Origin of the sequence: Lysinibacillus sp. Bpr_S20, from assembly GCF_023337835.1 — a bacterium.
Classification (GTDB): domain Bacteria; phylum Bacillota; class Bacilli; order Bacillales_A; family Planococcaceae; genus Lysinibacillus.
This window is the reverse complement of record NZ_JALNLQ010000013.1, coordinates 27,259-50,365: the sequence shown is the minus strand read 5'-3', so window position 1 is coordinate 50,365 and position 23,107 is coordinate 27,259. Positions and strand designations below refer to the sequence as shown.

The window sequence follows — 23,107 nt, the reverse complement described above, 5'->3', positions numbered from 1 at the left end:
CCTAAAAATCCCCGTTTTTTAATTCCAAAATATAGTTTAACTTTTAAACACAACACGAATATTTCACCAATCTTACATAATCCTTAATTAGTGATAGAACGATAAAATTCCGCATAGACTCCCAGGAAATTAGCAAGAGTACGCAAATGTAGCTCTTGCCTACCCACGGAAAGCAAAGCGGAATTTTACCAAATAAGAATATTAATTTTTGTTTTGAGGACTTTTACTCGAGCATTCTATGCTTTTGCCATTTCCTCTTTACAGAATGCTAAAATTTCCTCTAGCTCTTCATCCTCTAATGCGAAGTCTAAATACTCACCTTCAGCTTTTTCCATGATGAAGTAATTTAAAATAAATGGCTCTTCACCTTTTTCAGCAATCAATACTCGAATCTCAATTCCTGCTTCATGATAAAGCTCATCTTCTTCATCAATATCTACATCTAAAATAAATTCGTAACGCTTACCTTCAATAATGTTTGTTGGATCTAAAATTTCTTCCATTGAGAATTGTGTAATTTCCATTGTACGTCTCCTTTAAGTTAACCTATTCTTATATATATTAAATCAAATTCAGCATGGGTCAAATAGAAAACTCGTATACACTCGAAAGTATTTATGCCACAATGAAATTAAAATAACTGAGAGATGTGTTTCTCTTAAAGCGACTCTACATATAAGGAGGCTTTTTCTTGAAAGAGCTATTGTATTATCAAGATGTTATGTTACGTGAATTTGATGCAACAATTGTCCATAAAGGAACTGATATAGATGGCCGTAATTACGTGGTGCTATCAAATACTGCATTCTATCCCACAGGTGGTGGACAACCACATGATACTGGCACTTTAAATGATATTGAGGTCATTGAAGTCGAGAAAATTGATAATGAAATTCGTCATTATATTCAGGGCGACCCTTCAAGTTTAGCGGGAGAAGTACATGGACAATTAAATTGGCAACGACGCTTTGATCATATGCAGCAGCATGCAGGTCAACATATTTTAACAGCGGCCTTTGTCGAACTTTTTGATGCACCCACTGTGAGCTTCCATCTAGGTAGTGAGCAGGTCACAATTGATATTGCCGTAGATGCCCTAACGGAAGAACAGCTTGTGGCAGCGGAAGCCCGTGCCAATGACATTATTATAGAGAATCGTCCAATTGAAACGAAATGGATTACAGAAAAAGAACTTGAAAACTATAGCCTACGTAAAGAGGTAGCCGTCTCCGGCGATATTCGTCTTGTGATCATTCCTGATTTTGATTACAACGGTTGTGGTGGTACTCATCCAACATCAACAGGACAAGTCAGCACAATAAAAATCCTTGGCACAGAAAAAATGAAAGGCAATATTCGCGTCTCCTTTGTCTGTGGTCACCGAGTTTTAGCGGAGCTTGCCATGCGAAAGAAAGTACTAGCTGACGTTGCAAAACAATTGAGTGTCCCTGAAGCTGAATCAGCTACAGCACTTACAAAAGTCTTAACAGCACAGAAAAATACAGAAAAAGCACTTGTGGCAGCAAAAGAGGAGCTTCTAAATTATGAAGCAAAAGCGCTAGTCTCCAGTAACAAACGCATTATTACTGCAGCCTTTACTCAGCGTACTATGCAAGAGCTTCAAAAATTAGCAAGAGCTGTCGTCACTGAGCAGACAGAAGCTATCGTTTTACTGGTTTCAGAAAATGAAGACAAGCTTCAGTTTGTCGCAGCACGTGGTGCAAAAGTTGAGAAAAGTATGAAGGACATTGCTGCAAAAGCTCTGCCACTCGTTAACGGAAAAGGCGGCGGCAGTGATCAGATGGTACAAGGCGGTGGAGAGTGTATTATCCCTACCGACCAACTATTTGAAGCTATGCAAGAGGTACTTAACTAACCTTTTCGATAATAAACAAAAGATAGGAGCCGTTCCATTACTGGAGTGGCTCCTTTATTCATTCACATCATTACGTGTTGCTCGTTCCCGCTATCTCCCTCATCGATGATTGTCCACAGACATTCCACAGCCGCTATTTTTATCCACATATTATCCACAACACATCCACAATTCAGGCTTATCAAAACGTTAAGGATGGTATTTTGTTAAACGTATTTTTTTATAAAACAGTTGATTGGAGTGGAGGCTGGGCGACTCCTTGGGGATTAGCGATAGAGGAACGAAGGCTAAAACCATCACATCCTGTGATAAAGCCTTCGTGACCAACATCCGGTTGCCCCAAGCGGCTCATCGGACGCCCCCAGGAAAGCGCCCAGCCGGAACGGAAATCAACCCCACGATATGCTAATAAGCCACAATTTATCAAGATCACATAAAATTAATTCACTTGTTGGATTAATTTTAAAATTTTTCCATGTATTCCTGATTATTATTTCCTTTTTTTGCTGATTATAAAAAATAGAATAGTTTCTTTACATTTTGAGGGGAGGATTTCGATGAGTCCGGAAAAGGATATTTCACGTCGTGATTTTTTAAAAACAACAGGGATTGCAGCAGGTACATTAGTCGGCGGTGGCTTAATAGGAGGTCTTGTAGGCTATAACATGCCTAGTAAAGGAACTGCCACACAAGAGCATGGTCAGCATGGAACCGCTACTGGAGAGACTGGCTCGCCAAAAGCTAAAATGTTTTTTATGAATCAAAGAGATTTTAATATTTTAGCGAATGCTACTGAACGTATTTTGCCTGAAGATGATTTAGGTCCAGGAGCAAAGGGCTTAGATGTACCTTACTTTATCGATCATCAGCTAGCAGGTCAATACGGTAGCAACTCTAAAGAATATATGCACGGACCGTTTGCTGAAGGTGCCCCAACACAAGGTTATCAGAGTCGTTTAACCCGTGCAGAGATTTTTAAGCAAGGTGTTCAAAAGTTAGAGAATGAGGCACAGAATCGCTACAAAAAGAGCTTCAATGATATTAATGGTAAGCAAATGGATGAAATTTTAACTGCCTTCCAGAAAGGTGACGTACAAATGAATGGTGTTACATCTGCTTTCTTCTTTACATTATTACGTGCAGCAACATTAGAGGGTGCTTACTCGGACCCTATATATGGTGGAAATCGCAATATGGATGGCTGGCGTATGAAAAGCTTCCCTGGTCATCAGATGGCCTATATTACTCAAATCGAAGATCCGAAATTCCAAAAAATCGAGCCTAATTCATTAGGCAGCCACTAAATATAAGGAGGTCAGAATATGGCAAAAACATTACCAAGTGTGGATGTTGTAACAGTCGGAGTAGGTTGGACCGGCGGCATTGTCGCTGCAGAGTGCTCAAAGGCAGGCTTAAAGGTCGTTGGGTTAGAGCGTGGACAAAAGCGCGGCACAGAAGATTATATGACTATCCATGACGAGTATCGTTATGCAATTCGCTACGATATTATGCAAAACCTTTCAAAGGAAACAGTAAGCTTCCGTAATAATCGGAATATGAAGGCATTGCCTATGCGTCAGCTCGGCTCCTTTTTACTGGGTGAAGGGCTTGGTGGCTCAGGTACACACTGGAACGGTATGACGTATCGCTTCTTACCTTATGATTTTCAAATTAAAACATTAACAGACAAACGGTATGGACCGAAAAAGCTTGGACCTGATTATTTATTACAGGATTGGGGATTAACATACGACGAACTTGAGCCCTATTTCGATAAATTCGAAAAAACAGCGGGTATTTCCGGTGATGATAAAAATCCGTTTAGCGGAAAACGTTCAAATCCTTATCCGACGGGGCCAATGAAAATGACACCGATGCTTGCACAGTTTGAACAGGCTGCAAAGAAGTTAAAATTATCGCCTTACATGGTACCTTCTGCAAATTTATCAGAAGTTTATAAGAACCCTGACGGTGAAACGATTAATGCTTGTCAATATTGCGGCTTCTGTGAGCGCTTCGGTTGTGAATACGGCGCCAAATCATCTGCAGAGGTCACTGTTGTGCCTACTGCATTAAAAACAAATAACTTTGACTTACGCTATAATTCCAATGTTGTTGAAATCTTAAAGAATGGCAATAAAGTAACTGGTGTCCGATACATCGATACGATATCTGGTGAAGAGTTTATTCAGCCAGCAAACGCTGTTGTACTCACTAGTTATGTCTTTAATAATGCCAAGCTATTGATGGTCTCTAATATTGGGGAACGCTATGATCCAGCTACTGGCAAAGGGACACTTGGAAGAAATTATTGCTATCAAATACTACCTGGAGCGGCAGGGTTTTTCGATGAGCAGTATAACACGTTTATGGGGGCTGGTTCACTCGGGGTGAGTTTAGATGACTATAATGGCGATAATTTCGATCATAGCGACTTAGATTTTATCCACGGTGGAAATATCGCTCTAACACAAACAGGTGCACGCCCTATCGGCTCGAACCCAACACCTCCTGATACGCCAACATGGGGGACGGAATTTAAAAAGCAATCGATTCATTACTATACCCGCTCATTCGGGATTGGTGCACAGGGGGCATCGATGCCACATAAAGAAAATTATTTGTCTCTAGATTCTACGTATAAGGATGCTTATGGCTTACCTTTAGTACAGTTAACGTACAACTTTACAGATCAGGATCGAGCACTTCATAAATATATTTCAGCACGTGCGGCTGACATTATGAAAGAAATGGGCGCCAAAATTGTTGTTCCAAACGCTGAAATCACTGATTACAATATTGTACCGTATCAAACAACCCACAATACAGGTGGAACAGTAATGAGCTTGAAGCCAGAGGATGGCGTTGTGAATAACTACTTGCAGCATTGGCAAGTAGAAAATCTTTTTGCTGTAAGTGCCGGAAACTTTGCACACAACAGTGGTTATAACCCTACAGGTACCTTAGGGGCACTAGCCTACCGTTGCGCAGAGGGTGTTGTGAAATATAGCAAATCAGGCGGTTCCTTAGTTTAAAAACTAGGCATTTTAGAAAAGGAGGCAAGACTATGGGAGGTTTTGGAGCAATGGGTTTACCTGGGTTAATCATCATTTTGGTCATTGTTTTAATCGTATTTGGTCCAAAAAAACTGCCAGAAATCGGCGGTGCAGTCGGTAAAACATTTGCAGAGTTTAAAAAGTCAACGAAGGGCCTTATCGATGACGAGGATGATTCAACGAAAAAAGAAGAAAAAAAATCTGACGCTTCGTAGGAGGTTTTCCTATGGATCCATATGAAGAAGGCAAAAGAAAATATTTAAGTCCACTTGATAAGAAAGAAACTGAGCCTCTCATACCTGTAGAGGCTTTTGTTGAAGTTCCAGTAGAGATAATTGAACAGGATATGGTAGCTGATGAACCGCTTCTTTCAATTGCATCATTGCTTGAACATCTTACTGAACTTAGAAAACAAATGATTAAAGGGCTTTTCGTATTTATTGTATTTTTTATTATCGTGTTCTCCACTATTAATATTTGGTTTCCTTATGTAACCCGGGGACATTCACTAATTATTTTGGGACCTTTAGAAGTTGTGAAATTTTACATGACGATTTCCACAACACTAGCATTCGGGCTATCTATGCCCTTTTTAGTTCATTTTTTATGGAGCTTCGTAAAACCTGGTTTAAAAGAAGAAGAAAGCCGTTTCCTCGGTCTTTATGCACCTGTTATGCTGGTACTCTTTTTAATAGGCGTAGCTTTCGGTTACTTTATTGTGAATCCACTCAGCTATTCCTTTTTAGTCAGTATAGGGGCAACTAATTTTGATGTGATGGTATCAGCAAATGAATACATGCATTTTTTAGTGATGACAACTGTACCACTCGGACTACTCTTTGAATTACCTATTGTAGCCCTTTTTTTATCGTCCATTGGTGTTCTAACGGCTGAATCCATGAAAAAAATACGAGGCTGGTCTTATATCGGGATGGGCGTTGGTTCCGCCGTGATTACACCACCCGACTTTATTAGTCAGCTACTCGTATTAATTCCAATGATTATTTTATATGAAATAAGCATTTATCTTGTTAAACGTATAGAGCGTAAACAAATAGAAAGCACTGCGTAGCAAAGACGCAGTGCTTATTTTTTCTTTAATTCCATTACAAGAATCTCTGGCGGGTTAAAAATCCGAATAGGTACTGTACTATTGCCTAATCCTCGACTAACGGCCATAGTTGTTGCGCCTTCTTCAAAAACGCCAGCCGTATATTTCGGGAATATTCCTTGTCCTCGTGCAAAAAGACCACCAATACCAGGAATTCGAACTTGTCCACCATGTGCATGTCCCGCAAATACTAAATCAATTCCATATTCCACATACGTATTAAACACTTCTGGTCGATGCGCTAGTAAAATTGTTAATACATTAGGCGGAACATTTTTTGTTGCTATCTCTAGCATTTCTTTCGTTGTTCTACCCGATAACGGATCTTCGATGCCAACAATCGCCAAACGCTCCCCGTCGCGCTCAATAACGGTCGATTCATTGGACAACACATGTACCCCTAACGATGATAGCTCGTCATAAATTACATTCACTTTATTCGTCGCTACTTCATGGTTTCCTAGTACATAATAGACATCCGCTACTTTAACTAACCCTCTAACAGCTTGCAAGCTTCGCTCCAGATTATAACGATTACTATCAACTAAATCACCTGTAATAAAAATCAGGTCAGGATTTGTTGTTTTCACCTTAGCTATGAGTTTCTCTTGCTGTTCGCCAAAGAGAGCATCCTGTAAATCTGTTATTTGTGTAATGCGTAGCCCATTAAAGCTGGCAGGCGCTTTTTCTGACTCGAATTCATACTTGCTTACGACCAGCCAGTGATTGTTTACGTACAAAAAAATGACTATAAAAACAACAAAAAAAGCTACATATAATAATTTTTTCAATCGCAATCGCTCACTTTGTGGCTACTTTTCAGAAAAAATCTGACCCCTCTATTATAAGCATAAAACAAAGTAATTGTAACCATATACACATAAAATCATTAGATTGAACAAAAAGAACAACCTAAAATGTACTGTAAACTAAGGTTCTGACTAGCGAGCTTTTCTAGCGGATCTTCATATATTGATATGAATATAAGTAATCAAAAAACGCATTCAGACACTCCTTTAATAGAGTCTAAATGCGTTTTATCACTTATAGTACTTTTTCTAAAAAATCCTTCGCACGCTGTGTAGATGGTGATGAGAAAAACTGCTCTGGTGATGCATCCTCAATTAATTTTCCGCCATCTAGGAATAGTATACGGTCAGCCACTTCACGTGCAAAGCCCATTTCATGCGTTACGATTAACATCGTCATCCCCGTATCAGCAAGATTTTTCATAACGGCTAATACCTCTTTTACCATTTCAGGGTCAAGAGCTGAAGTAGGCTCGTCAAATAAAATTACTTTTGGGTCCATTGCAAGTGCTCGAGCAATGGCAACGCGTTGCTTCTGCCCTCCTGATAGACGGCTTGGATATTCATTGCGCTTATCAAATAGGCCTACTTTCGTTAATAACTCTTCAGCCTTTTTAATAGCCGCTGCCTTATCCATTCCTTTCACATTAATCGGCGCGTATGTTAAATTTTCAAGTACCGTTTTATGAGGGAAAAGATGAAAATGCTGAAATACCATACCGACTTCTTCACGGATTTTCATAATGTTTGTCCCTTTGTCCGTTAGAACATCACCCGCAATTGTAATCTTTCCGCTCGTTGGTTCCTCTAATAGATTTAAACAGCGTAAGAATGTTGATTTACCAGATCCTGATGGTCCAATAATAGCAATTACTTCTTTTTCTTTAATTTCTGTTGAAATACCTTTTAGTACTTCATTTTTTCCATATGATTTGTGTAAATCTTCAATTTTAATCACTTTTTCTCATTCCTTTCTCGATTCGTTTACCAAGGAACGTTAGTATAAGTGTCATGATGTAGTAGATTACACCTGCAAATAGTAAAGGTTCAAGATAACGATATGTTGCACCACCTACAATGTAAGCACGGCGCATAATATCAAGTGCACTAATAACTGTAACTACAGCTGTTTCTTTATTTAATGTAATAAACTCATTCACTAAAGATGGTAAAATGTTCTTTATTGCTTGTGGGATAATAATATCCTTCATCATCTTTGCATATGGAATACCGAGTGCTTGTGCCGCTTCCATCTGTCCTTTATCTACCGCATTAATACCAGCGCGAATGATTTCAGAAATATAAGCACCTGAGTTCAACCCGAATGCAATAATAGCTGTTGGAACTGGGTCAATTTGAATATCTAATAGCTGTGGCACTGCATAGTAAATAATCATTAATTGTAGTACGAGCGGTGTACCACGGAAAATTGATGTATAAAAATCTGCAAACCAACGCAATACATTCACTTTACCAATTTTGCATAACGCTAGTAATATCCCAATTATAAAACCGATGATTGATGCACCGATTGCAATCTGAAGTGTAACACCTATCCCTTTTAATATATAAGGAATAGAGGGAATAATAGCTGTAAAATCTAAATTCACAGTGCCCCCTCCTTTCTTGTATTCTTTTAAAGAAATGAAAGTATAAGCGATAGCTCGAAATAGAGCTATCGCAGTTTAACTTGCTTATTTAACTTTTAACCATTTTTCTTCTAGCTCTTTAATTTTGCCTTCAGCCTCTAATTCTTTTAATGCTTTGTTAATTTTATCTTTAAGATCGCTCCCTTTTTGAACAGCGATTGCTTTAAAGTCTTCAGGTTGCTCTTTCACAAGAAACGCCTCTAGTTTATCGTTCGTATCAAGATAACCTTTTGCTACACCACTTTCTACAATTCCAGCATCTAAACGTTTTGACATCATGTCTTGAATAATTTCAGGAATTCGTGTACGCCCTTCAACTGTAGCATCTACTTCTTTAGCAATTTTGTTACCTAACTTTTCTTGAATAGAAGCGTTTTGAACACCGATTTTTTTACCAGCTAAATCAGCCTCTTTTTTAATTCCACTATCTTTTTTCACAACAAACACTTGCTCTGTTTGATTATATTTGTCAGAGAAATCTACAACTTTTTCACGTTCTTTATCAGGTGACATACCAGAAATAACAACATCCACTTTACCTGCTTGTAGAGCTGGTACTAGACTATTGAAGTCTATATCTTGAACTTGCATTTCTGCACCAATCTTGTCACCAACTAATTTAATTAAATCGATATCAAAACCAATAATATCTTCACCTTTTGCAGCATCAACATACTCGAATGGTGCATAATCAGATGAAGTACCTACTTTTAATACTTGTTTTTGTTCTGTGCCTTCGTTAGCATTTGAATTTTTATCACTTGCTTTATCTTCTTTTGCTCCACATGCTGCTAGTACAGCAATTACTAGAACAAGCATTAGCATGAAAAATTTGTTCTTCATATTCACAGATCCCCTTTTATTTATGTTTTATTGTTTATGAAACTTGTATTCTTGAAAATAGCGAATGGATATTTATTCACTCAAGAGAATAAATATCTATCTGCTAATAAGATATACTTTTTTGAAGTAATAATCAAGCTAATCTGAAAATTTCCCAATAAAACATTATACACATAATTTTCTGATAATACAATCTATTCCATTCAGCCCAAAAAATATGCTTATCGCCATCACCTGCACAATTCTTTTAAAGGAAAGCGGGATTAAAAATAATAGTAGGATACATTGTGTTGTTTGGAGAAGCATCACTCGACTCCTGCGGGAAAGCGAGACAGACGAGACCCCGCACGAAGCGTAGCGTAGGAGGAGGCTAAGCGCTCGCCCGTTGGAAAGCGAACGCAATGCTCCAGAAAACAACAATAGGGTCACAGTGCCATGAAAAAAGCGAGGTATTCAACGATTTAATCTTGAATACCTCGCGAAGTGAGAAGATATAGACTTTTTCAGTGCCCCCCAAAATGGAGATCTCGCCACTTATCTTATTTTTCATCTGGAAATAGCTTTTCCTTCAACTCATCCTCACCAGATCCTTCTGCTAAAGGTACGCGGGAGCGATACGCTGCACGGCATATTAAGTGCCCTGCTACAGGAGCTGTTACAAAAACGAAGAGAATTCCTAAAATTAAACGAACACTCACATATCCATCATGTACCCAAAAGTAAATAAATGCGCCTAATAGACATGTTAAGACCGACAATGTTGAACTTTTCGTTGCAGCATGTGAGCGTGTGTATACGTCAGGTAAACGGATCATCCCTAATGCACTAATTACACTGACAATGGAGCCAATCAATATAAGTATGACTGCCGCCCATTCAATCATTTGATTTACGTTCAACAATCACACCTCTTTCAATATATTTCGTAAATGCAATCGTGCCGATAAAAGCTAAAATACCCAATATTAAAATGGCTTCTAAATACGCCTTTGTTTTCAATATGATTGAGACGATAGCGATTGCTGAAAGTAAATTAACCCCTATTGTATCAAGTGCTATGGCACGGTCAGGCAACGAAGGACCTCGAATCACACGAAACAGCGACAACGCAATCGATACACTGAATAATGCAAGAGCCAATAGTAAAATTTTTTCAATCACTAACGTGTCACCTCCATGATGGCCTGTTCAAATTTCCCTATTGAACGAATTACAGCTTCTTTTGATTGTTCAATATCCATCGCATGAATATAAAACATATCTCCCTCTTCAGAAACTTCCATCACTACCGAACCCGGAGTAAGAGTGAGCAACAACGCAAGTGCTGTTATTTCCCAATCCCCTTTAAGCGCTGTTTTATACGTAAATATACCAGGCGTAATATTGAGCTTTGGCGTAGTAATTTGTCTTAATACGCTGTAACTCGATAAAAGTAGCTCCCAATTAAAGAGCCATAATAATTTAATGATTGAAAACACACGTCGTAAATAAAATTGTGTGCCGTAAAAGCGATGCATAGCATATAAAATCCCTATTCCGACGATAAACCCCATTAAAAATGTCGAAAATTGAGGTATAACTTCATCCTGTAACAATAACCAAAGTGTTGCGATAAATAAATTTAAGATAAATTGCATCGCCATTATTTATTCACCTCACCTTGCCATGTTGTGCCATCCAACACTGCATCAATATAGAGTGATGGTGTGTAGAGCGTTTTTGCTGCATCTGTTACATATGGAGCCATCCATTCAGCTCCAATTCCTAAAACAATTGTGCAAGCTGCCAACAATGTTAATGGTAAGACCATACGCTTTGGTAACGGCTTTTCATCCTCTAGACTTATAATAGTTTCCCCAAAGAATGAGGAGAGGAATATTCGTAAAAGTGAATACAAAACAATTAAACTCGATAAAAATCCTAGTCCTAATAGAACAAAATTCCCGCCCTCAATAGCACCTTGTCCTATTAAAACCTTACCTAGAAAGCCACTTAATGGTGGTATCCCAGCAAGGGAGCACATGACGATAAAGAATAACCAGCCGAATAGAGGGTAATTTCGAATAAGCCCACTCATTTTATCAATAACCGTTTCGCCCGTAACATACATCATCATTCCAACTGCTAAAAACAGCATGGCCTTAGCTACCATATCATGCATCAAATAGTATGTTACGCCCTGTAAGGCTGATTCCGTACCGATCGCAAGACCCGCTACTATAAAGCCAACACCAATAAGAACATTATAGGAAGCAATTGTTCTTACATCTCGCCCTGCTAGTGCTCCCATACATCCAGCAATAATCGTAACTCCCGCCATAATTCCTAGCACCATATGAGTCACTTCCGTATTAGTTGGGAAAAGCAATGTAAAGGTGCGGACGAGCGCATAAATACCAACCTTTGTTAATAACGCAGCAAAAAGTGCGGCTATAGCTGTTGGAGGTACACTATATGAGCCTGGAAGCCAGAAGAATAATAATAGGCCAGCCTTCAAGCTAAAGACAATTAAGAAAATAAGAGCTACGGTCGTTATAAGTGGATCAGCTCCTGCCTCCATTACGCGGACAGAAATATGTGCCATATTAAGCGTTCCAACTGTTCCATATAAAAAGGCTAATGCCACTAGGAAAATCCAAGATGCCACAATATTGATCAGAACATATTTTAACGCCTCGCGTAGCTGAACTTTCTCGCCCCCCAAACTAATGAGTGCATAAGAAGCAAGTAACATCACTTCAAAGCACACAAACAAGTTAAAAATATCCCCTGTTAGAAAAGAGCCGTTAACTCCCGCTATCATCAGAAGGACAAACGGGTAAAAATACATCTTTTCAAAACTTTTACCGATTGTAAAAATGGCATATAGCAGACAAATGGCGGCAACAATATTCGCTACCAATACAAGGAGCATTGCGAATGAATCCGCAACAAATAAAATACCGAATGGTGGTGCCCAACCACTAAAATCAATACGCATCACACCTTGCTTCTGAATCTCTTGCAATAAAATGACACTAATAAGGACTACGAAGCTTACTGTCAATAAGCTAATAATGCGCTGCAAAAAAACATTTTCGCGTAAAAACACAAGCAAAATCGCCGTGATAACCGGCACAATTAATGGTAAAACAATCATATTACTCATCCGGCGTACCTCTCAATTCATCAAAATTCGCCGAACGGTTCGTTTTATAAGCTCGGTAACCGAGAACAAGTACGAACGCTGTAACTGCAAAGCTAATCACGATTGCAGTTAAAATCAATGCTTGCGGCAAGGCATCTGTGTATGGACCTTCTGATTCTTCTAAGAGTGGTACATCCCCCTTTTTCAGTCCACCCATCGTTAAAATCAGTAAATGTGCCGCATGCGATAGTACCGCAGTTCCTAAAATCACACGTAACAGCTGTTTCGAGAGGATTAAGTACGTCGCAACAGCTACTAACACACCAACTAAAACTAGTATTAAAGTCTCCATCGCTACTCATCCTCACTTATACTTAAAATAATTGTGACTACAACACCAACTACTGTTAAAGCCACGCCAGCCTCAAAAATTGTTACAGTCGAAAAGCCCATTTTCCCGAAAATCGGTACATTTATATAACTATGTGTCTGCGTTAAAAACGGAACATCAAAAAATAGCGAGCCGATTGCTGTACCTGTCGCAAGTAAAACGCCCAACGCTGCAACTTTTTTAAAATCAAATGGCATCCCTTTATGCACGGTTTCAATGTCATATGCTAAATATAGTAGAACAATGCCGGAGGCCAACACGAGACCACCTATAAATCCTCCACCAGGAGCATGATGCCCTGCAAAGAATAGATAAATACCAAGGGTTAAAATAATGAATACAACCGTCTTTGTAATTGTACGTAAAATAACATCATTGATTTTCATGATCCGATTCCTCCTTTCGTGGCTTTAGCTTCGTTAATGAATACACACCTAAGCCAGCAATCAGAAGAACGACAACTTCTAGCATCGTATCAAATGCACGAAAATCGCCTAATATGGTGTTGACAATATTTGAACCACCCGCAAGTTCGTAGGAATCATTGAAGTAAGTAGCTACTGGCTCAAAGCGATCGAAATGGACAACCGCTAAGCCCACTAATGTCACTGTGGCGCCAACGAAAATAGATATAATCACTTTAGACCATTGCATTTTTTTACGTGATGCTTCTGGCATTAAATCTGGCAAATATTTAAAGCATAGCAGGAATAATGCAGTTGTCACAGATTCAACGACTAACTGAGTTAATGCTAAATCAGGAGCACGGAAAATAACAAAGAAAAATGCAATTGAATAGCCCAGTACACCATTTAATAACATGGCTGTTACTCGTCCTTTAGCGAAAATCATCCAGACAGCGGCGAACATCATGACAAACACTAAAATGAGCTCATAGGACTCAACCGTGGAATCCTTCGCAAAATCAAAGGTAGTAGCATCCGACCAAATAAAATAACCTGCAATAAGAGCAACAAAAAATACATATATATAGACAAAATAATGTGTTAAATTACCTGTCATATAACGATTAGTAAGCTTTGCAGAACTATTCTCACTAAACTCAATCATGCGATTGTAATAGATATTAAACGTATGTCTTTGAGGGAATATCCGGTACAAAGGCTTCCAGCTTTTTAACGTTTTAAATAAAATGATCCCAATAATAATGACGCCAAGAGTCATTAACAATTCAGCATTAATGCCATGCCAAGCATGAATATGTGGTGTTAATGCACTAGTAGATGGGAATGTTGGATAAATACTCGCCATAGCAGGCTCTAAAATATAATGCCCAAGCACATTTGGGAAGAAGAAAATCCCAACTACAAAAACGCACAGAATGATTGGCGAAAGTAGCATACCTAACGGAGCTTCATGTGGTTTTTTATCCAACTTTTCAAGTTGCAGTTTTCCGAAAAATGTTCGACTAATTAAAATCATACAGTAAACAAATGTAAAGACACTTGCCGCCCAAGCCACTATTGGAAATAACAGACCTAAATCGGAAATTGAAAAGGCCTCAACATTACGAATAGCTAGTGCCGCGGCAAAAAACATTTCTTTACTTAGGAAGCCATTAAATGGTGGTAAGCCAGCCATCGAAAACCCGCCAATGACTGCAATGGTGAAAGTTACCGGCATTAAGGCCATTAATCCACCAAGACGACGAATATCGCGTGTGCCCGCCTCATGATCGACAATACCAACCATCATGAATAGTGCACCTTTAAACGTAGAGTGATTAATTAGATGAAACAACGCTGCAAAGCTTGCCTGCGTATATAGAACAGTATCTGCAGCATAACCGTAATAATGTCCAACTGATCCTAGCCCGAATAAACTCATAATTAAACCAAGCTGACTAATTGTTGAAAAGGCTAATAACGCTTTTAAATCGGTCTGACGAACAGCATTAAATGAGCCCCAGAACAGCGTTACAAGGCCAATCACACTTACTAACCAAAACCAAACAGCCTCTCCTCCAAATACTGGAGAAAAACGCGCAACTACATATATACCGGCCTTTACCATTGTTGCCGAGTGTAAGTAAGCACTAACAGGTGTTGGCGCCTCCATTGCATCTGGTAACCAAATATGGAAAGGAAACTGTGCAGATTTTGTAAATGCCCCGATTAGAATGAGGACTAACGCTGGGATAAACAGTGTATGATCACGAATGATTCCTACATTGGCCACGATTTCACGAATACTAAAAGTACCTGATGCTACATAGAGCATTAGAAAGCCTGCTAGCATTGAAAGGCCACCAAATACAGTAATTGTCATAGCTTTTCTTGCACCAGCACGAGATGCTTTTCTATGATGCCAAAAGGCAATTAACAGGAACGAAGATACACTTGTTAACTCCCAAAATGTGTATAATACCATTAAATTATCTGAAAAGACGACGCCAAGCATAGCGCCCATGAATAGTAATAAATAGCAGTAAAAATGATGAAGAGATTCTTTCGTTGATAAATAAAAAATAGAATATAAAATGACTAAACTACCTACACCCGTAATCAGCAAGCCAAAAATCATACTGAGTCCGTCGAGATAGGTTGTGAAATTTATATTAAAAGAGGGAATCCACTCATATGTATGAATAAATGTTTTACCCTCGGCAATTTGAGGAATGTAGCGCGAAAGTAAAAGAAACAAGATGAATGGAACGGATAACACAAACCAGCCAAGATGTGCAACACGCCTTAGTCGCCTATACAGTAGTGGAATAAGCGCAGCACAGACAATTGGTAAAAGTATCGCAAAGAGAACTGTAACCAAGTAAAAACCTCCTACTAACAATTTCTTTCAGCAACTTGCCGTTTGATTTGATGCGAAAAACTGTGTATATGAGAAAATAACAGATACTAAAGTATTCCCCAATCCACTGAAGTTACTACTGTTTTATACTTTGCTTCACGCACAAAAATCGATAACCATTGCTGAAGAGTATTGATAAAAATATTAAAGCCTTTATGCTTCTGACCATCCAAAAGACGGTATATATGTGTTGAATAAAGTTAGGGATATATTGAAAATCCACATAATAAAGTGTGTATCTTGAATCGGAAAGTAAAGTGGCATTTTGTTGAAATGGCATTATGTAATGACAAAAATCTAGTTCATTCAACATTCAGCACATATTTGATGCTGGGAGAATCTTTTGGTAATTGCACTACATAAAACCAGGGGAACTTTTCAGGCTATGAGCTCATATCCCTAGAAGCCTGAATAACCAATAGCGTATTGCCTTAAAGACTTTAGAAAATGATATGATTTTTAAATAGTTAATGTGTACACACTATTCATGTAACTATGGTGTACCAAGTCACTTGACTATCTATTTAACTAACTGCATAATAGTGTGGCATATAGAAACAATGGTTTAAATGCACGAAATGCATAAATCAAATAACTGTAAAGTATAGAGACAACCCAGTTTCCTCAAGGTTTTCTCAATATATTATCACTAACTCTTATACGTTTTTTAGTATACAATATAAATGAGCATAATGCACTGCATTAATATCGGTTTTAGCTGTTTTAGGATATTTTCTTCAAAATCGACAGTAAAAACGACAAAATTACGACAAGATAAGAGGTGTTAATTTTTATGAAGCATGTAAAAGGGCGTTTAGACGAAAGTATATTAGTTTGTGTCTACTATGGGCTTAACGGTGAGCGATTAATACGACGTGGTCATAAAATGGCTACAATGTTAGATTGTCCACTTTATATTCTTTCAGTCGATTCGCAACCCCTTGATGCATTTGATGCAGAGAAATCTAGCTACATTGAGCAATGGAAAAAGTTATCTGATGAGCTTGAAATTGAAAAGTTCATATTACAAGATAATGAAAAGCGCCCCATACAAAAGGTTATTGCGGAAGTAGCAAAAAACTACGGAATTTCTCAAATCATCGTAGGTCAAAGTGCACAGAGCCGATGGGAAGAGATTACAAAGGGTTCCTTCCTAAATGTCTTATTAAAAGAAGTTCCTTTCGTTGATTTCCATATCGTAGCCGTCCAACGTCCAACTGATGATGATACGTACGATACATATGAAAAAGGTGTACGTGCTTATTTAATTCAAGAACATGAGGACTTTAAAGTAGGATTTACATGTCCTAAATATGTATCAATTGAAGGTATATTTTTCAAAGAGATTGGCACTGACTTTGATAACGGTATTTTTAAATTCACTTACAATGATAAAATGCATGAAGTTCACATATCAGAGGGCTATGTACTAGGTAAAGAAAAACTTCCAGCAGAATTTTTATCTCCATTACGTCAATAATAAAAACGCGTTCCTCTAACTTGAGAACGCGTTTTTAACTTATCTATAAAATAATGACTATAAATTAGAGTGTAGCATTAATTAAAAGTTGATTTTTATTCCGAGTTGGGCTTCCGGGGCTTGGTTTCAATCTCCTTGTCACTACAATCGTTACACCGCTGAAGCCGGTTTATCTTTAGGTAAGAAAAATGCTACTAGTAATAATAATGGTAGCAAAGATACGACCATCATCGTAAAGTCAATACCTCTATGATCCATCAATACACCAATGACCATCGCACCTATTGCTCCCATTCCGAAAGCAAAGCCAGTTGTTAAACCAGCCATTGTACCAATTTTAGTCGGAACAAGCTCCTGTGCGTAGACAACTGTTACCGAGAAGCTAATCATAATAAGTGTACCGATAATGACTAAAAATATCATCGCTGCCCATAACGGTACATAAGGCAATGCTAAACAAAATGGCATCGGTACAACAACGGACAGTAAAATAACATTCTTTCTACCAATTCGATCTGATAATGAACCACCGAAAAATGTACCAACGACGCCAAATGCCATAAAGGTGAAAATTAATATTTGTCCAAGGCGAAGACTAACACCATAATGATCCATTAAATAAAACACATAAAAACTTGTTATATTAGTTGTATAAAATGATCGCGCAAAAATAATAGTAAACAGTAATGTCAACGCGATGCCTACTTGTTTCTTTGTTAATGGAGGCAAGTTAGAAACTAATACTCGTTTTTTCTTTGCACTACGTTCTTGCTCCAGCTGCTTTCTATACCACGCTGCAATTTTGCTCAATATCACAATACCTATCGCTGCCGCTACTAAAACAATCGCCGCACCCCGTTGTCCAAAAACAGCAAAGATATAAGCACTAATTAGCGGTGCAAGTGCTTGTCCAGAGTTACCGCCAACTTGGTAAACCGATTGAGCAAGTCCTCTTTTTGAGCCCGCCGCCATAAAAGAAACACGTGAACCCTCAGGATGGAAAATAGCTGAGCCAAATCCTAAAAATAATACTGCCATAATAATTATCCAATATTGAGATGTGAACGCTATAATAGCAATGCCTATGAATGAACTTATCATACCAATTGGTAGAGCATAGGGCATCGGTTTTTTGTCGCTAGCAAAGCCGACAATAGGCTGCAAAGCAGAGGCAAACATATTTAATGCAAACGAAATAAGGCCTATTTGTGTGAAGGTTAATCCTAAATCACTTTTCAATATTGGGAACATCGCTGGAATAACCGCTTGCATCGTATCATTGATTAGATGAGCAACAGCTATGGCAATCATGATTGGATAGACTGGATTGTTTAAATTCTCTATTGGCTTATTCATGCCTCTACCCTCTTTCCGATTTTTGTAAATCCTCATTTATAAGAGATCGTCGCATACTATTGACCTTTTTGCACAAGCTATTCATTGAAAATAGCAGTCTTAAGGGAGTTGATTTATGTATGAATATAGACGAATTTTTTAAAGCTGATTTTTGGGAAATGATACTTAGGGCAACGCTTTCCTTCTTTGCGTTACTCATCGTAACCCGATTACTTGGGAAAAAACAGCTTGGACAACTTACATTCTTCCACTATACAACAGGTATCACCTTTGGTTCCATTGCTTCTGAAATCGCAGCACAGGCAGAGACACCGTTTTTAGATGGACTTATTGCGCTCATATGGTGGAGTATCTTAACATATATCATGACCATCATTACCATTAAATCTAAAAAGGCTCGTGTCATTGTTGATGACAAGCCAACAATCCTTATTCAAAATGGCATTATTTTAGAATCTGCCTTGAAGAAAAATCGTTTGCATATGGATGAATTAGCGATGATGTTACGGGAACAAGCTATATTTTCTATACAAGATGTGCAATATGCTTTACTTGAAACTACAGGTAAACTAAGTGTGTTACCAAGACCTGCCGAGCAACCCGCTACAAAGCAAGATGTAAAAGCCGATGTTACACCACCAACTTATATACCAACAGAAGTACTTTCTGATGGTAAGGTTATTCAAGAAAATTTAGTTGAACTTGAATTAACAGAAGATTGGCTGATGAAAAAGCTGAAAAAGCAAAATGTCCAATCTGTTGAAGACGTTTATTTTGCTCAGGTTCAAACAAACGGCTCCCTCTATATAAGCATGAAAGATAAAGCAAGACGATCAAGCTCTTAACAGCTTGCCTCGTCTTGCTTTATCTATTGTAACACTGCCGATTCGTCATCCTTATACTTATTTTCTCATATTTTCTGAGTTTTTGGTAAATTAGAGTTATAGCTACATTATATTCCTAAGTTATAGATATTCCAAGAACAGTGATTTACATAATATAGCCTCATTACCCTAATTAAAAAATCCCCCTAAACTACTTGAAAGTTACGCAACGTTGTACAATATTGGTAACAGTAAAAAGGAGGATTTGAGTTGCTTGTCATTCATGAAGTTTTAAAACAAAAAAAGGTAAAAATCCGCCTACTTTTTCATTTACAGAGTACGGTAGTTTTCGTGCTCATACCCTACTAAAAAAGGTTAGCAGATTTTCACCTTCATACTTCCTTTAAATTTTAGTTGTCGATGCATTTTTCTTCATTGTCAAAATCCCTAAACTCACACAAATTATCGTGATAACTAGTGTAAGAGATAGACTCCACCAATAATCCGGCATCTCCATCGTGCCTCTAATTAGTTGAACGCCATATAGCGGTAATTTCCACGGTGAAATTGTCCAAAATGCCCCAACTAAAGTATCCAATATTTGCCCAATAAATATGACGGCGAATGCACATGTTGTTGCTACCACTGTTTTAAAAGTCGCGCTCATCATTAATGTTACTGCTATTACAAAGAGTAGCCAAGAAAAATACGTGATGAAACTTGCCACAAGTGGACCTATCTCAAATGTCCCAAAAAGGATGACCGTATAGTATACGCTCGCAGCAAAACCAGCTAAAATACTCACAAAACCAATAGTACTCATGACGACAAATTTACTCATAAAATAAGCACCAAACGATATAGGACGGACATACAATAAAGTGGCCATTCCACTTGCTCTTTCCTTACTAACGGCTCCTACAAAAGTCGCCATGAAAACGAGTAAACCGATCGTTTGAAATTGTCCAATAGAAGCATACAATAGATCAGCTGGCATTAATTCCGGCATCAACATTTCAAAACCTTCTGGTAAGTTACCAACAGCATTTAAAATATCCATCATATAATAGTTTGTCAGTGGATCAGTCATACCGAGTAATGCAAATACAAGAGGTATCCATAAAAACTTCCAGCTTCGCCATGCCTCTCTGAATTCCTTTTGCAGAAGGACAGTAAATCCTCTCATATTTTTCTCGCCACCTTCATGAAGATTTCTTCAAGTGTTGCTGTTTGTCGCTCTACTTTTCGTATTTTAGAAGGACAACTACTTAAATGTTGAAGCAGCTCCTGCATACTCGGTTTTTCATCAATAATTTCTATATATACATGAGAGCCCTTTGCTTCTCCTACAAGTTCAGATTGACTGGCAAAAAGTTGTGCCTCTTTTTCAGTGCTAAATTCTACAACATAATTTGGTTCATCGAAACGTTGTCGAACTTCACGTAAAGTCCCCTGCTCTACTAACTTTCCATCCCGTAAAAACAATAATTGATCTGTCATCTCTTCGGCATCATTTAAAATATGGGTCGAATATAAAATAGTTGTTTCTTGTTGTAAGCCCTTCAATAAATCAAGAACTTCCCTACGACCTACCGGATCCAATGCAGACACAGGTTCATCCAATAACAGTAATTTAGGCTTATGCACAATTGCCTGGGAAATTCCAAGCCGTTGCTTCATACCTCCTGAAAATGTAGCAATCTTCTTATTTAAATCATTACCTAGACCTACAAATTCAAGTGTTTTTTGAGCTTCTACTGTGGCTTTTCTTGCTGGTACACCATTTAACTTTGCAGTCATTTCAGTAAACTCTAACGCGCTTAACCAAGGGTGGAATTGCGGATATTGTGGCAAAAAACCAATATTGGCTCTTAAATCACCATCCAGCATGTTTACACTTCCAAAGGTTGGTTTTAATAAGCCTGTTAACATCGATAATGTCGTCGTTTTACCAGCGCCATTAGGTCCAATTAATGCTGTCGATGTATTTTTTTCTAATGTGAATTCGATTCCGTCCACAACTACTCTCTCTGCAAATTGCTTTGTAAGCCCTGTTACCTGAAGTAATGTCGTCATCATTGTTTTCTCCCAACTATAAAGTACGCAATTGTTCCAACAATATTAGTAAAAATAATTAGAAACACCCATAAAATTTTAGGCCCATTTGTTGCATGGATTTTACGTAAATCAACTAAAGCTACAATCATTAAAATGATTTGAACCACAATTAGTGGCGCTATGACTGCCCATGGAACTTTTGCTAACTCCTCCATCATACAGATCACCTCATTCGTTGTTATATTACTACTATAACAACCTTGTTCTATCATGTATATAACAAGATTGTTTTGAATTAACCGACCATCTTCCATACAATTACTAAATATCAGATGTTTGATTAACCACTTTTATACATTCTAATTAATTCGAAGAGGCTGATTTCCGCTACAGGATACTTGCGGTCGCTTCCTCCGCTGCGCTCCGTTAAGATCTCCCCTTTCCACTTAGTACATTTTCATCCAAAAGAAAAACACCTCTCGTTCCTTTTGATTTACTCATTCAACGAAAGGTGTTTAGATCTTATCTCAAATTTTTAAGTCATTAGGCTTTATTTCTCTTTGGTGCTGGCAGATTTCCAAATAAAAACCATGCACGTGGGAAAAGAAGATGCATTGAGCGAATAAATACATAACAGAAAATGACCGTTAAAACAAATCTCAAGAATACATATAAATGTATATGTGAAGAAACGAGGCCACTCAAAATACTATCGCTCAATACGTATAAAATACATGGATGGACTAAATAAAATCCAAACGAATAAATTCTTAAATGCTCAGCTAATTGATTGAGCTTTCTTCCTCCATGATTGACTAAATAAATACTAACTTTAAATAGTACAAAACATGAGAGAAGCATATAGAAAGTAGACAAACATTTAAATGCTATGTATGAAATGTCATCGTACCCTAGGGTGATGCGGAAATAATACAGAATGGTATACGCTATGCCTATTAAAAAGGTAAGGGTGATCCATACGAAATATTGTCTTTTCGACCATTGTTCCTTTAAAGATTGATAATGTAATGCAACCCAGCCACCGAAGAAAAAGCTTGCAATGTATATGGCAAACAAAGGAACGGTAAAGGAAATATCAAACATTTCAAAGTAACTTTGAACAGCTAATTCAACAGCAAAGCCAATGATCAATAAATATTTTTTAAACCACCAAAAGCGTTTTACGAGATAGACGAAAAGCGGCATTAAAAAATATAACTGTACTAAAATTAAAATGAAATATAATTGATAATAGGCTCCCCCTGTAACAATGGAAGTAAACATTGCCTTCCAACCTGTAAATACTCGAAATCCTTGATAGTAGGAAAATAACTCATAAAAAATGGACCAAACAAGGAAAGGTCCTAGAATAAACAAAAATCTACGTTTGTAAAAGTTTGTCCATGTTTGTTTTGTAAAGGGTTTCGACTCGTAATTGTAAAACAATGTAAGACCACTTAGAAATACAAAAACAGCCCCTTCAAAGCGAGTAAAACGATTTAAAAATAAATAGTAAAAATAAGATGAATGATCAATTGGAATATTATTTAATGCAACCCCAGTAGCATGAATTAAAATAACAAGTAACATCGCCGTTACTCGCATAAATTTTACTGCGTCGATACGTTCTTTATTTAAAGGCAATTGAAGAACCTCCCTAGACACAATCATAACTATATAGTAGCTAGGACGTCAACAAAC

The 23,107-nt window shown here is 37.8% G+C and carries 25 protein-coding genes; 7 read left to right on the top strand and 18 right to left on the bottom strand.

The annotated features are described in order from the left end of the window. Positions 1 to 236 precede the first annotated feature (236 nt). On the bottom strand, positions 237 to 524 hold the full coding sequence (locus MWJ95_RS21910) for a DUF6509 family protein (protein WP_249107235.1): 288 nt from the start codon (positions 522 to 524) through the stop codon (positions 237 to 239). A gap of 167 nt (positions 525 to 691) precedes the next feature. Here MWJ95_RS21910 and MWJ95_RS21905 point away from each other — a divergent pair, with 167 nt between their 5' ends. Further along, the gene (locus MWJ95_RS21905; protein ID WP_249107234.1) at positions 692 to 1,876 is read left to right on the top strand and encodes an alanyl-tRNA editing protein; all 1,185 of its coding nucleotides are present in this window, start codon (positions 692 to 694) and stop codon (positions 1,874 to 1,876) included. A 220-nt stretch (positions 1,877 to 2,096) separates the two neighbouring features. On the opposite strand, the gene MWJ95_RS24565 is transcribed toward MWJ95_RS21905, so the two are convergent. Next, positions 2,097 to 2,228 (bottom strand): hypothetical protein, encoded by a 132-nt coding sequence (locus tag MWJ95_RS24565; protein WP_283175803.1) that lies wholly within the window; start codon positions 2,226 to 2,228, stop codon positions 2,097 to 2,099. Between the two features lie 205 nt (positions 2,229 to 2,433). Between MWJ95_RS24565 and MWJ95_RS21900 the strand changes: the two genes are divergently transcribed. The 4 genes from MWJ95_RS21900 to tatC are packed head-to-tail and all read left to right on the top strand — an operon-like array spanning position 2,434 to position 6,004. Beyond that, positions 2,434 to 3,180 carry a gluconate 2-dehydrogenase subunit 3 family protein gene (locus MWJ95_RS21900; protein WP_249107233.1) on the top strand — a complete coding sequence of 249 codons (747 nt, stop codon included), beginning with the start codon at positions 2,434 to 2,436 and terminating at the stop codon, positions 3,178 to 3,180. Between the two features lie 18 nt (positions 3,181 to 3,198). Beyond that, the gene (locus tag MWJ95_RS21895) at positions 3,199 to 4,911 is read left to right on the top strand and encodes a GMC family oxidoreductase (protein WP_249107232.1); all 1,713 of its coding nucleotides are present in this window, start codon (positions 3,199 to 3,201) and stop codon (positions 4,909 to 4,911) included. 32 nt (positions 4,912 to 4,943) lie between these two features. Continuing rightward, positions 4,944 to 5,147: a twin-arginine translocase TatA/TatE family subunit gene (gene tatA / locus MWJ95_RS21890; RefSeq protein WP_283164863.1), complete on the top strand. Its 204-nt coding sequence runs from the start codon at positions 4,944 to 4,946 to the stop codon at positions 5,145 to 5,147. Positions 5,148 to 5,158: 11 nt separating this feature from the next. Next, the gene (gene tatC / locus MWJ95_RS21885) at positions 5,159 to 6,004 is read left to right on the top strand and encodes a twin-arginine translocase subunit TatC (RefSeq protein WP_249107231.1); all 846 of its coding nucleotides are present in this window, start codon (positions 5,159 to 5,161) and stop codon (positions 6,002 to 6,004) included. 14 nt (positions 6,005 to 6,018) lie between these two features. Here tatC and MWJ95_RS21880 read toward each other — a convergent pair whose 3' ends face one another. From MWJ95_RS21880 to MWJ95_RS21830, 11 genes are all read right to left on the bottom strand, one after another. Continuing rightward, entirely contained in the window at positions 6,019 to 6,834 is an 816-nt protein-coding gene (locus tag MWJ95_RS21880; protein WP_249076129.1) for a metallophosphoesterase, read from the bottom strand. Positions 6,835 to 7,087: 253 nt separating this feature from the next. Further along, positions 7,088 to 7,810: an amino acid ABC transporter ATP-binding protein gene (locus MWJ95_RS21875; RefSeq protein WP_249076130.1), complete on the bottom strand. Its 723-nt coding sequence runs from the start codon at positions 7,808 to 7,810 to the stop codon at positions 7,088 to 7,090. Further along, complete coding sequence (locus MWJ95_RS21870) at positions 7,803 to 8,462, bottom strand: amino acid ABC transporter permease (RefSeq protein WP_249107230.1); 660 nt, start codon at positions 8,460 to 8,462, stop codon at positions 7,803 to 7,805. The genes MWJ95_RS21875 and MWJ95_RS21870 overlap by 8 nt, the downstream gene beginning before the upstream one ends. A gap of 84 nt (positions 8,463 to 8,546) precedes the next feature. After that, entirely contained in the window at positions 8,547 to 9,344 is a 798-nt protein-coding gene (locus tag MWJ95_RS21865) for a transporter substrate-binding domain-containing protein (RefSeq protein ID WP_249107229.1), read from the bottom strand. 539 nt (positions 9,345 to 9,883) lie between these two features. Continuing rightward, complete coding sequence (locus tag MWJ95_RS21860; RefSeq protein WP_249076133.1) at positions 9,884 to 10,243, bottom strand: Na+/H+ antiporter subunit G; 360 nt, start codon at positions 10,241 to 10,243, stop codon at positions 9,884 to 9,886. Beyond that, entirely contained in the window at positions 10,221 to 10,505 is a 285-nt protein-coding gene (locus MWJ95_RS21855) for a Na(+)/H(+) antiporter subunit F1 (protein WP_249076134.1), read from the bottom strand. The genes MWJ95_RS21860 and MWJ95_RS21855 overlap by 23 nt, the downstream gene beginning before the upstream one ends. Beyond that, positions 10,505 to 10,987, bottom strand: a complete 483-nt coding sequence (locus tag MWJ95_RS21850; protein WP_249076135.1) for a Na+/H+ antiporter subunit E — start codon at positions 10,985 to 10,987, stop codon at positions 10,505 to 10,507. Before MWJ95_RS21850 ends, MWJ95_RS21855 begins: the two co-directional genes overlap by 1 nt. Beyond that, positions 10,987 to 12,492, bottom strand: a complete 1,506-nt coding sequence (locus MWJ95_RS21845; protein ID WP_249107228.1) for a Na+/H+ antiporter subunit D — start codon at positions 12,490 to 12,492, stop codon at positions 10,987 to 10,989. The genes MWJ95_RS21850 and MWJ95_RS21845 overlap by 1 nt, the downstream gene beginning before the upstream one ends. Next, complete coding sequence (locus tag MWJ95_RS21840) at positions 12,485 to 12,823, bottom strand: Na(+)/H(+) antiporter subunit C (RefSeq protein ID WP_249076137.1); 339 nt, start codon at positions 12,821 to 12,823, stop codon at positions 12,485 to 12,487. Before MWJ95_RS21840 ends, MWJ95_RS21845 begins: the two co-directional genes overlap by 8 nt. 2 nt (positions 12,824 to 12,825) lie before the next feature. Next, the gene (locus MWJ95_RS21835) at positions 12,826 to 13,248 is read right to left on the bottom strand and encodes a Na(+)/H(+) antiporter subunit B (protein ID WP_049663623.1); all 423 of its coding nucleotides are present in this window, start codon (positions 13,246 to 13,248) and stop codon (positions 12,826 to 12,828) included. After that, the gene (locus MWJ95_RS21830; protein WP_249076138.1) at positions 13,235 to 15,649 is read right to left on the bottom strand and encodes a Na+/H+ antiporter subunit A; all 2,415 of its coding nucleotides are present in this window, start codon (positions 15,647 to 15,649) and stop codon (positions 13,235 to 13,237) included. Before MWJ95_RS21830 ends, MWJ95_RS21835 begins: the two co-directional genes overlap by 14 nt. Positions 15,650 to 16,481: 832 nt before the next feature. Here MWJ95_RS21830 and MWJ95_RS21825 point away from each other — a divergent pair. Further along, the gene (locus tag MWJ95_RS21825) at positions 16,482 to 17,168 is read left to right on the top strand and encodes an adenine nucleotide alpha hydrolase family protein (protein ID WP_249076139.1); all 687 of its coding nucleotides are present in this window, start codon (positions 16,482 to 16,484) and stop codon (positions 17,166 to 17,168) included. Positions 17,169 to 17,318: 150 nt separating this feature from the next. On the opposite strand, the gene MWJ95_RS21820 is transcribed toward MWJ95_RS21825, so the two are convergent. Continuing rightward, positions 17,319 to 18,524 (bottom strand): MFS transporter, encoded by a 1,206-nt coding sequence (locus MWJ95_RS21820; protein ID WP_249076140.1) that lies wholly within the window; start codon positions 18,522 to 18,524, stop codon positions 17,319 to 17,321. 119 nt (positions 18,525 to 18,643) lie between these two features. On the opposite strand from MWJ95_RS21820, the gene MWJ95_RS21815 reads away from it, so the two are divergent. After that, positions 18,644 to 19,369: a DUF421 domain-containing protein gene (locus tag MWJ95_RS21815; RefSeq protein WP_283164864.1), complete on the top strand. Its 726-nt coding sequence runs from the start codon at positions 18,644 to 18,646 to the stop codon at positions 19,367 to 19,369. A gap of 382 nt (positions 19,370 to 19,751) precedes the next feature. Here MWJ95_RS21815 and MWJ95_RS21810 read toward each other — a convergent pair whose 3' ends face one another. The 4 genes from MWJ95_RS21810 to MWJ95_RS21795 all read right to left on the bottom strand — a co-directional run bounded on the left by MWJ95_RS21810 (position 19,752) and on the right by MWJ95_RS21795 (position 23,050). After that, on the bottom strand, positions 19,752 to 20,534 hold the full coding sequence (locus tag MWJ95_RS21810; RefSeq protein ID WP_249076141.1) for an ABC transporter permease: 783 nt from the start codon (positions 20,532 to 20,534) through the stop codon (positions 19,752 to 19,754). After that, the gene (locus MWJ95_RS21805) at positions 20,531 to 21,424 is read right to left on the bottom strand and encodes an ABC transporter ATP-binding protein (protein WP_249107256.1); all 894 of its coding nucleotides are present in this window, start codon (positions 21,422 to 21,424) and stop codon (positions 20,531 to 20,533) included. The genes MWJ95_RS21810 and MWJ95_RS21805 overlap by 4 nt, the downstream gene beginning before the upstream one ends. Then, on the bottom strand, positions 21,424 to 21,624 hold the full coding sequence (locus MWJ95_RS21800; protein ID WP_249076143.1) for a PLD nuclease N-terminal domain-containing protein: 201 nt from the start codon (positions 21,622 to 21,624) through the stop codon (positions 21,424 to 21,426). The genes MWJ95_RS21805 and MWJ95_RS21800 overlap by 1 nt, the downstream gene beginning before the upstream one ends. 325 nt (positions 21,625 to 21,949) lie before the next feature. Then, positions 21,950 to 23,050 carry an acyltransferase gene (locus tag MWJ95_RS21795; protein WP_249076144.1) on the bottom strand — a complete coding sequence of 367 codons (1,101 nt, stop codon included), beginning with the start codon at positions 23,048 to 23,050 and terminating at the stop codon, positions 21,950 to 21,952. Positions 23,051 to 23,107 lie beyond the last annotated feature (57 nt).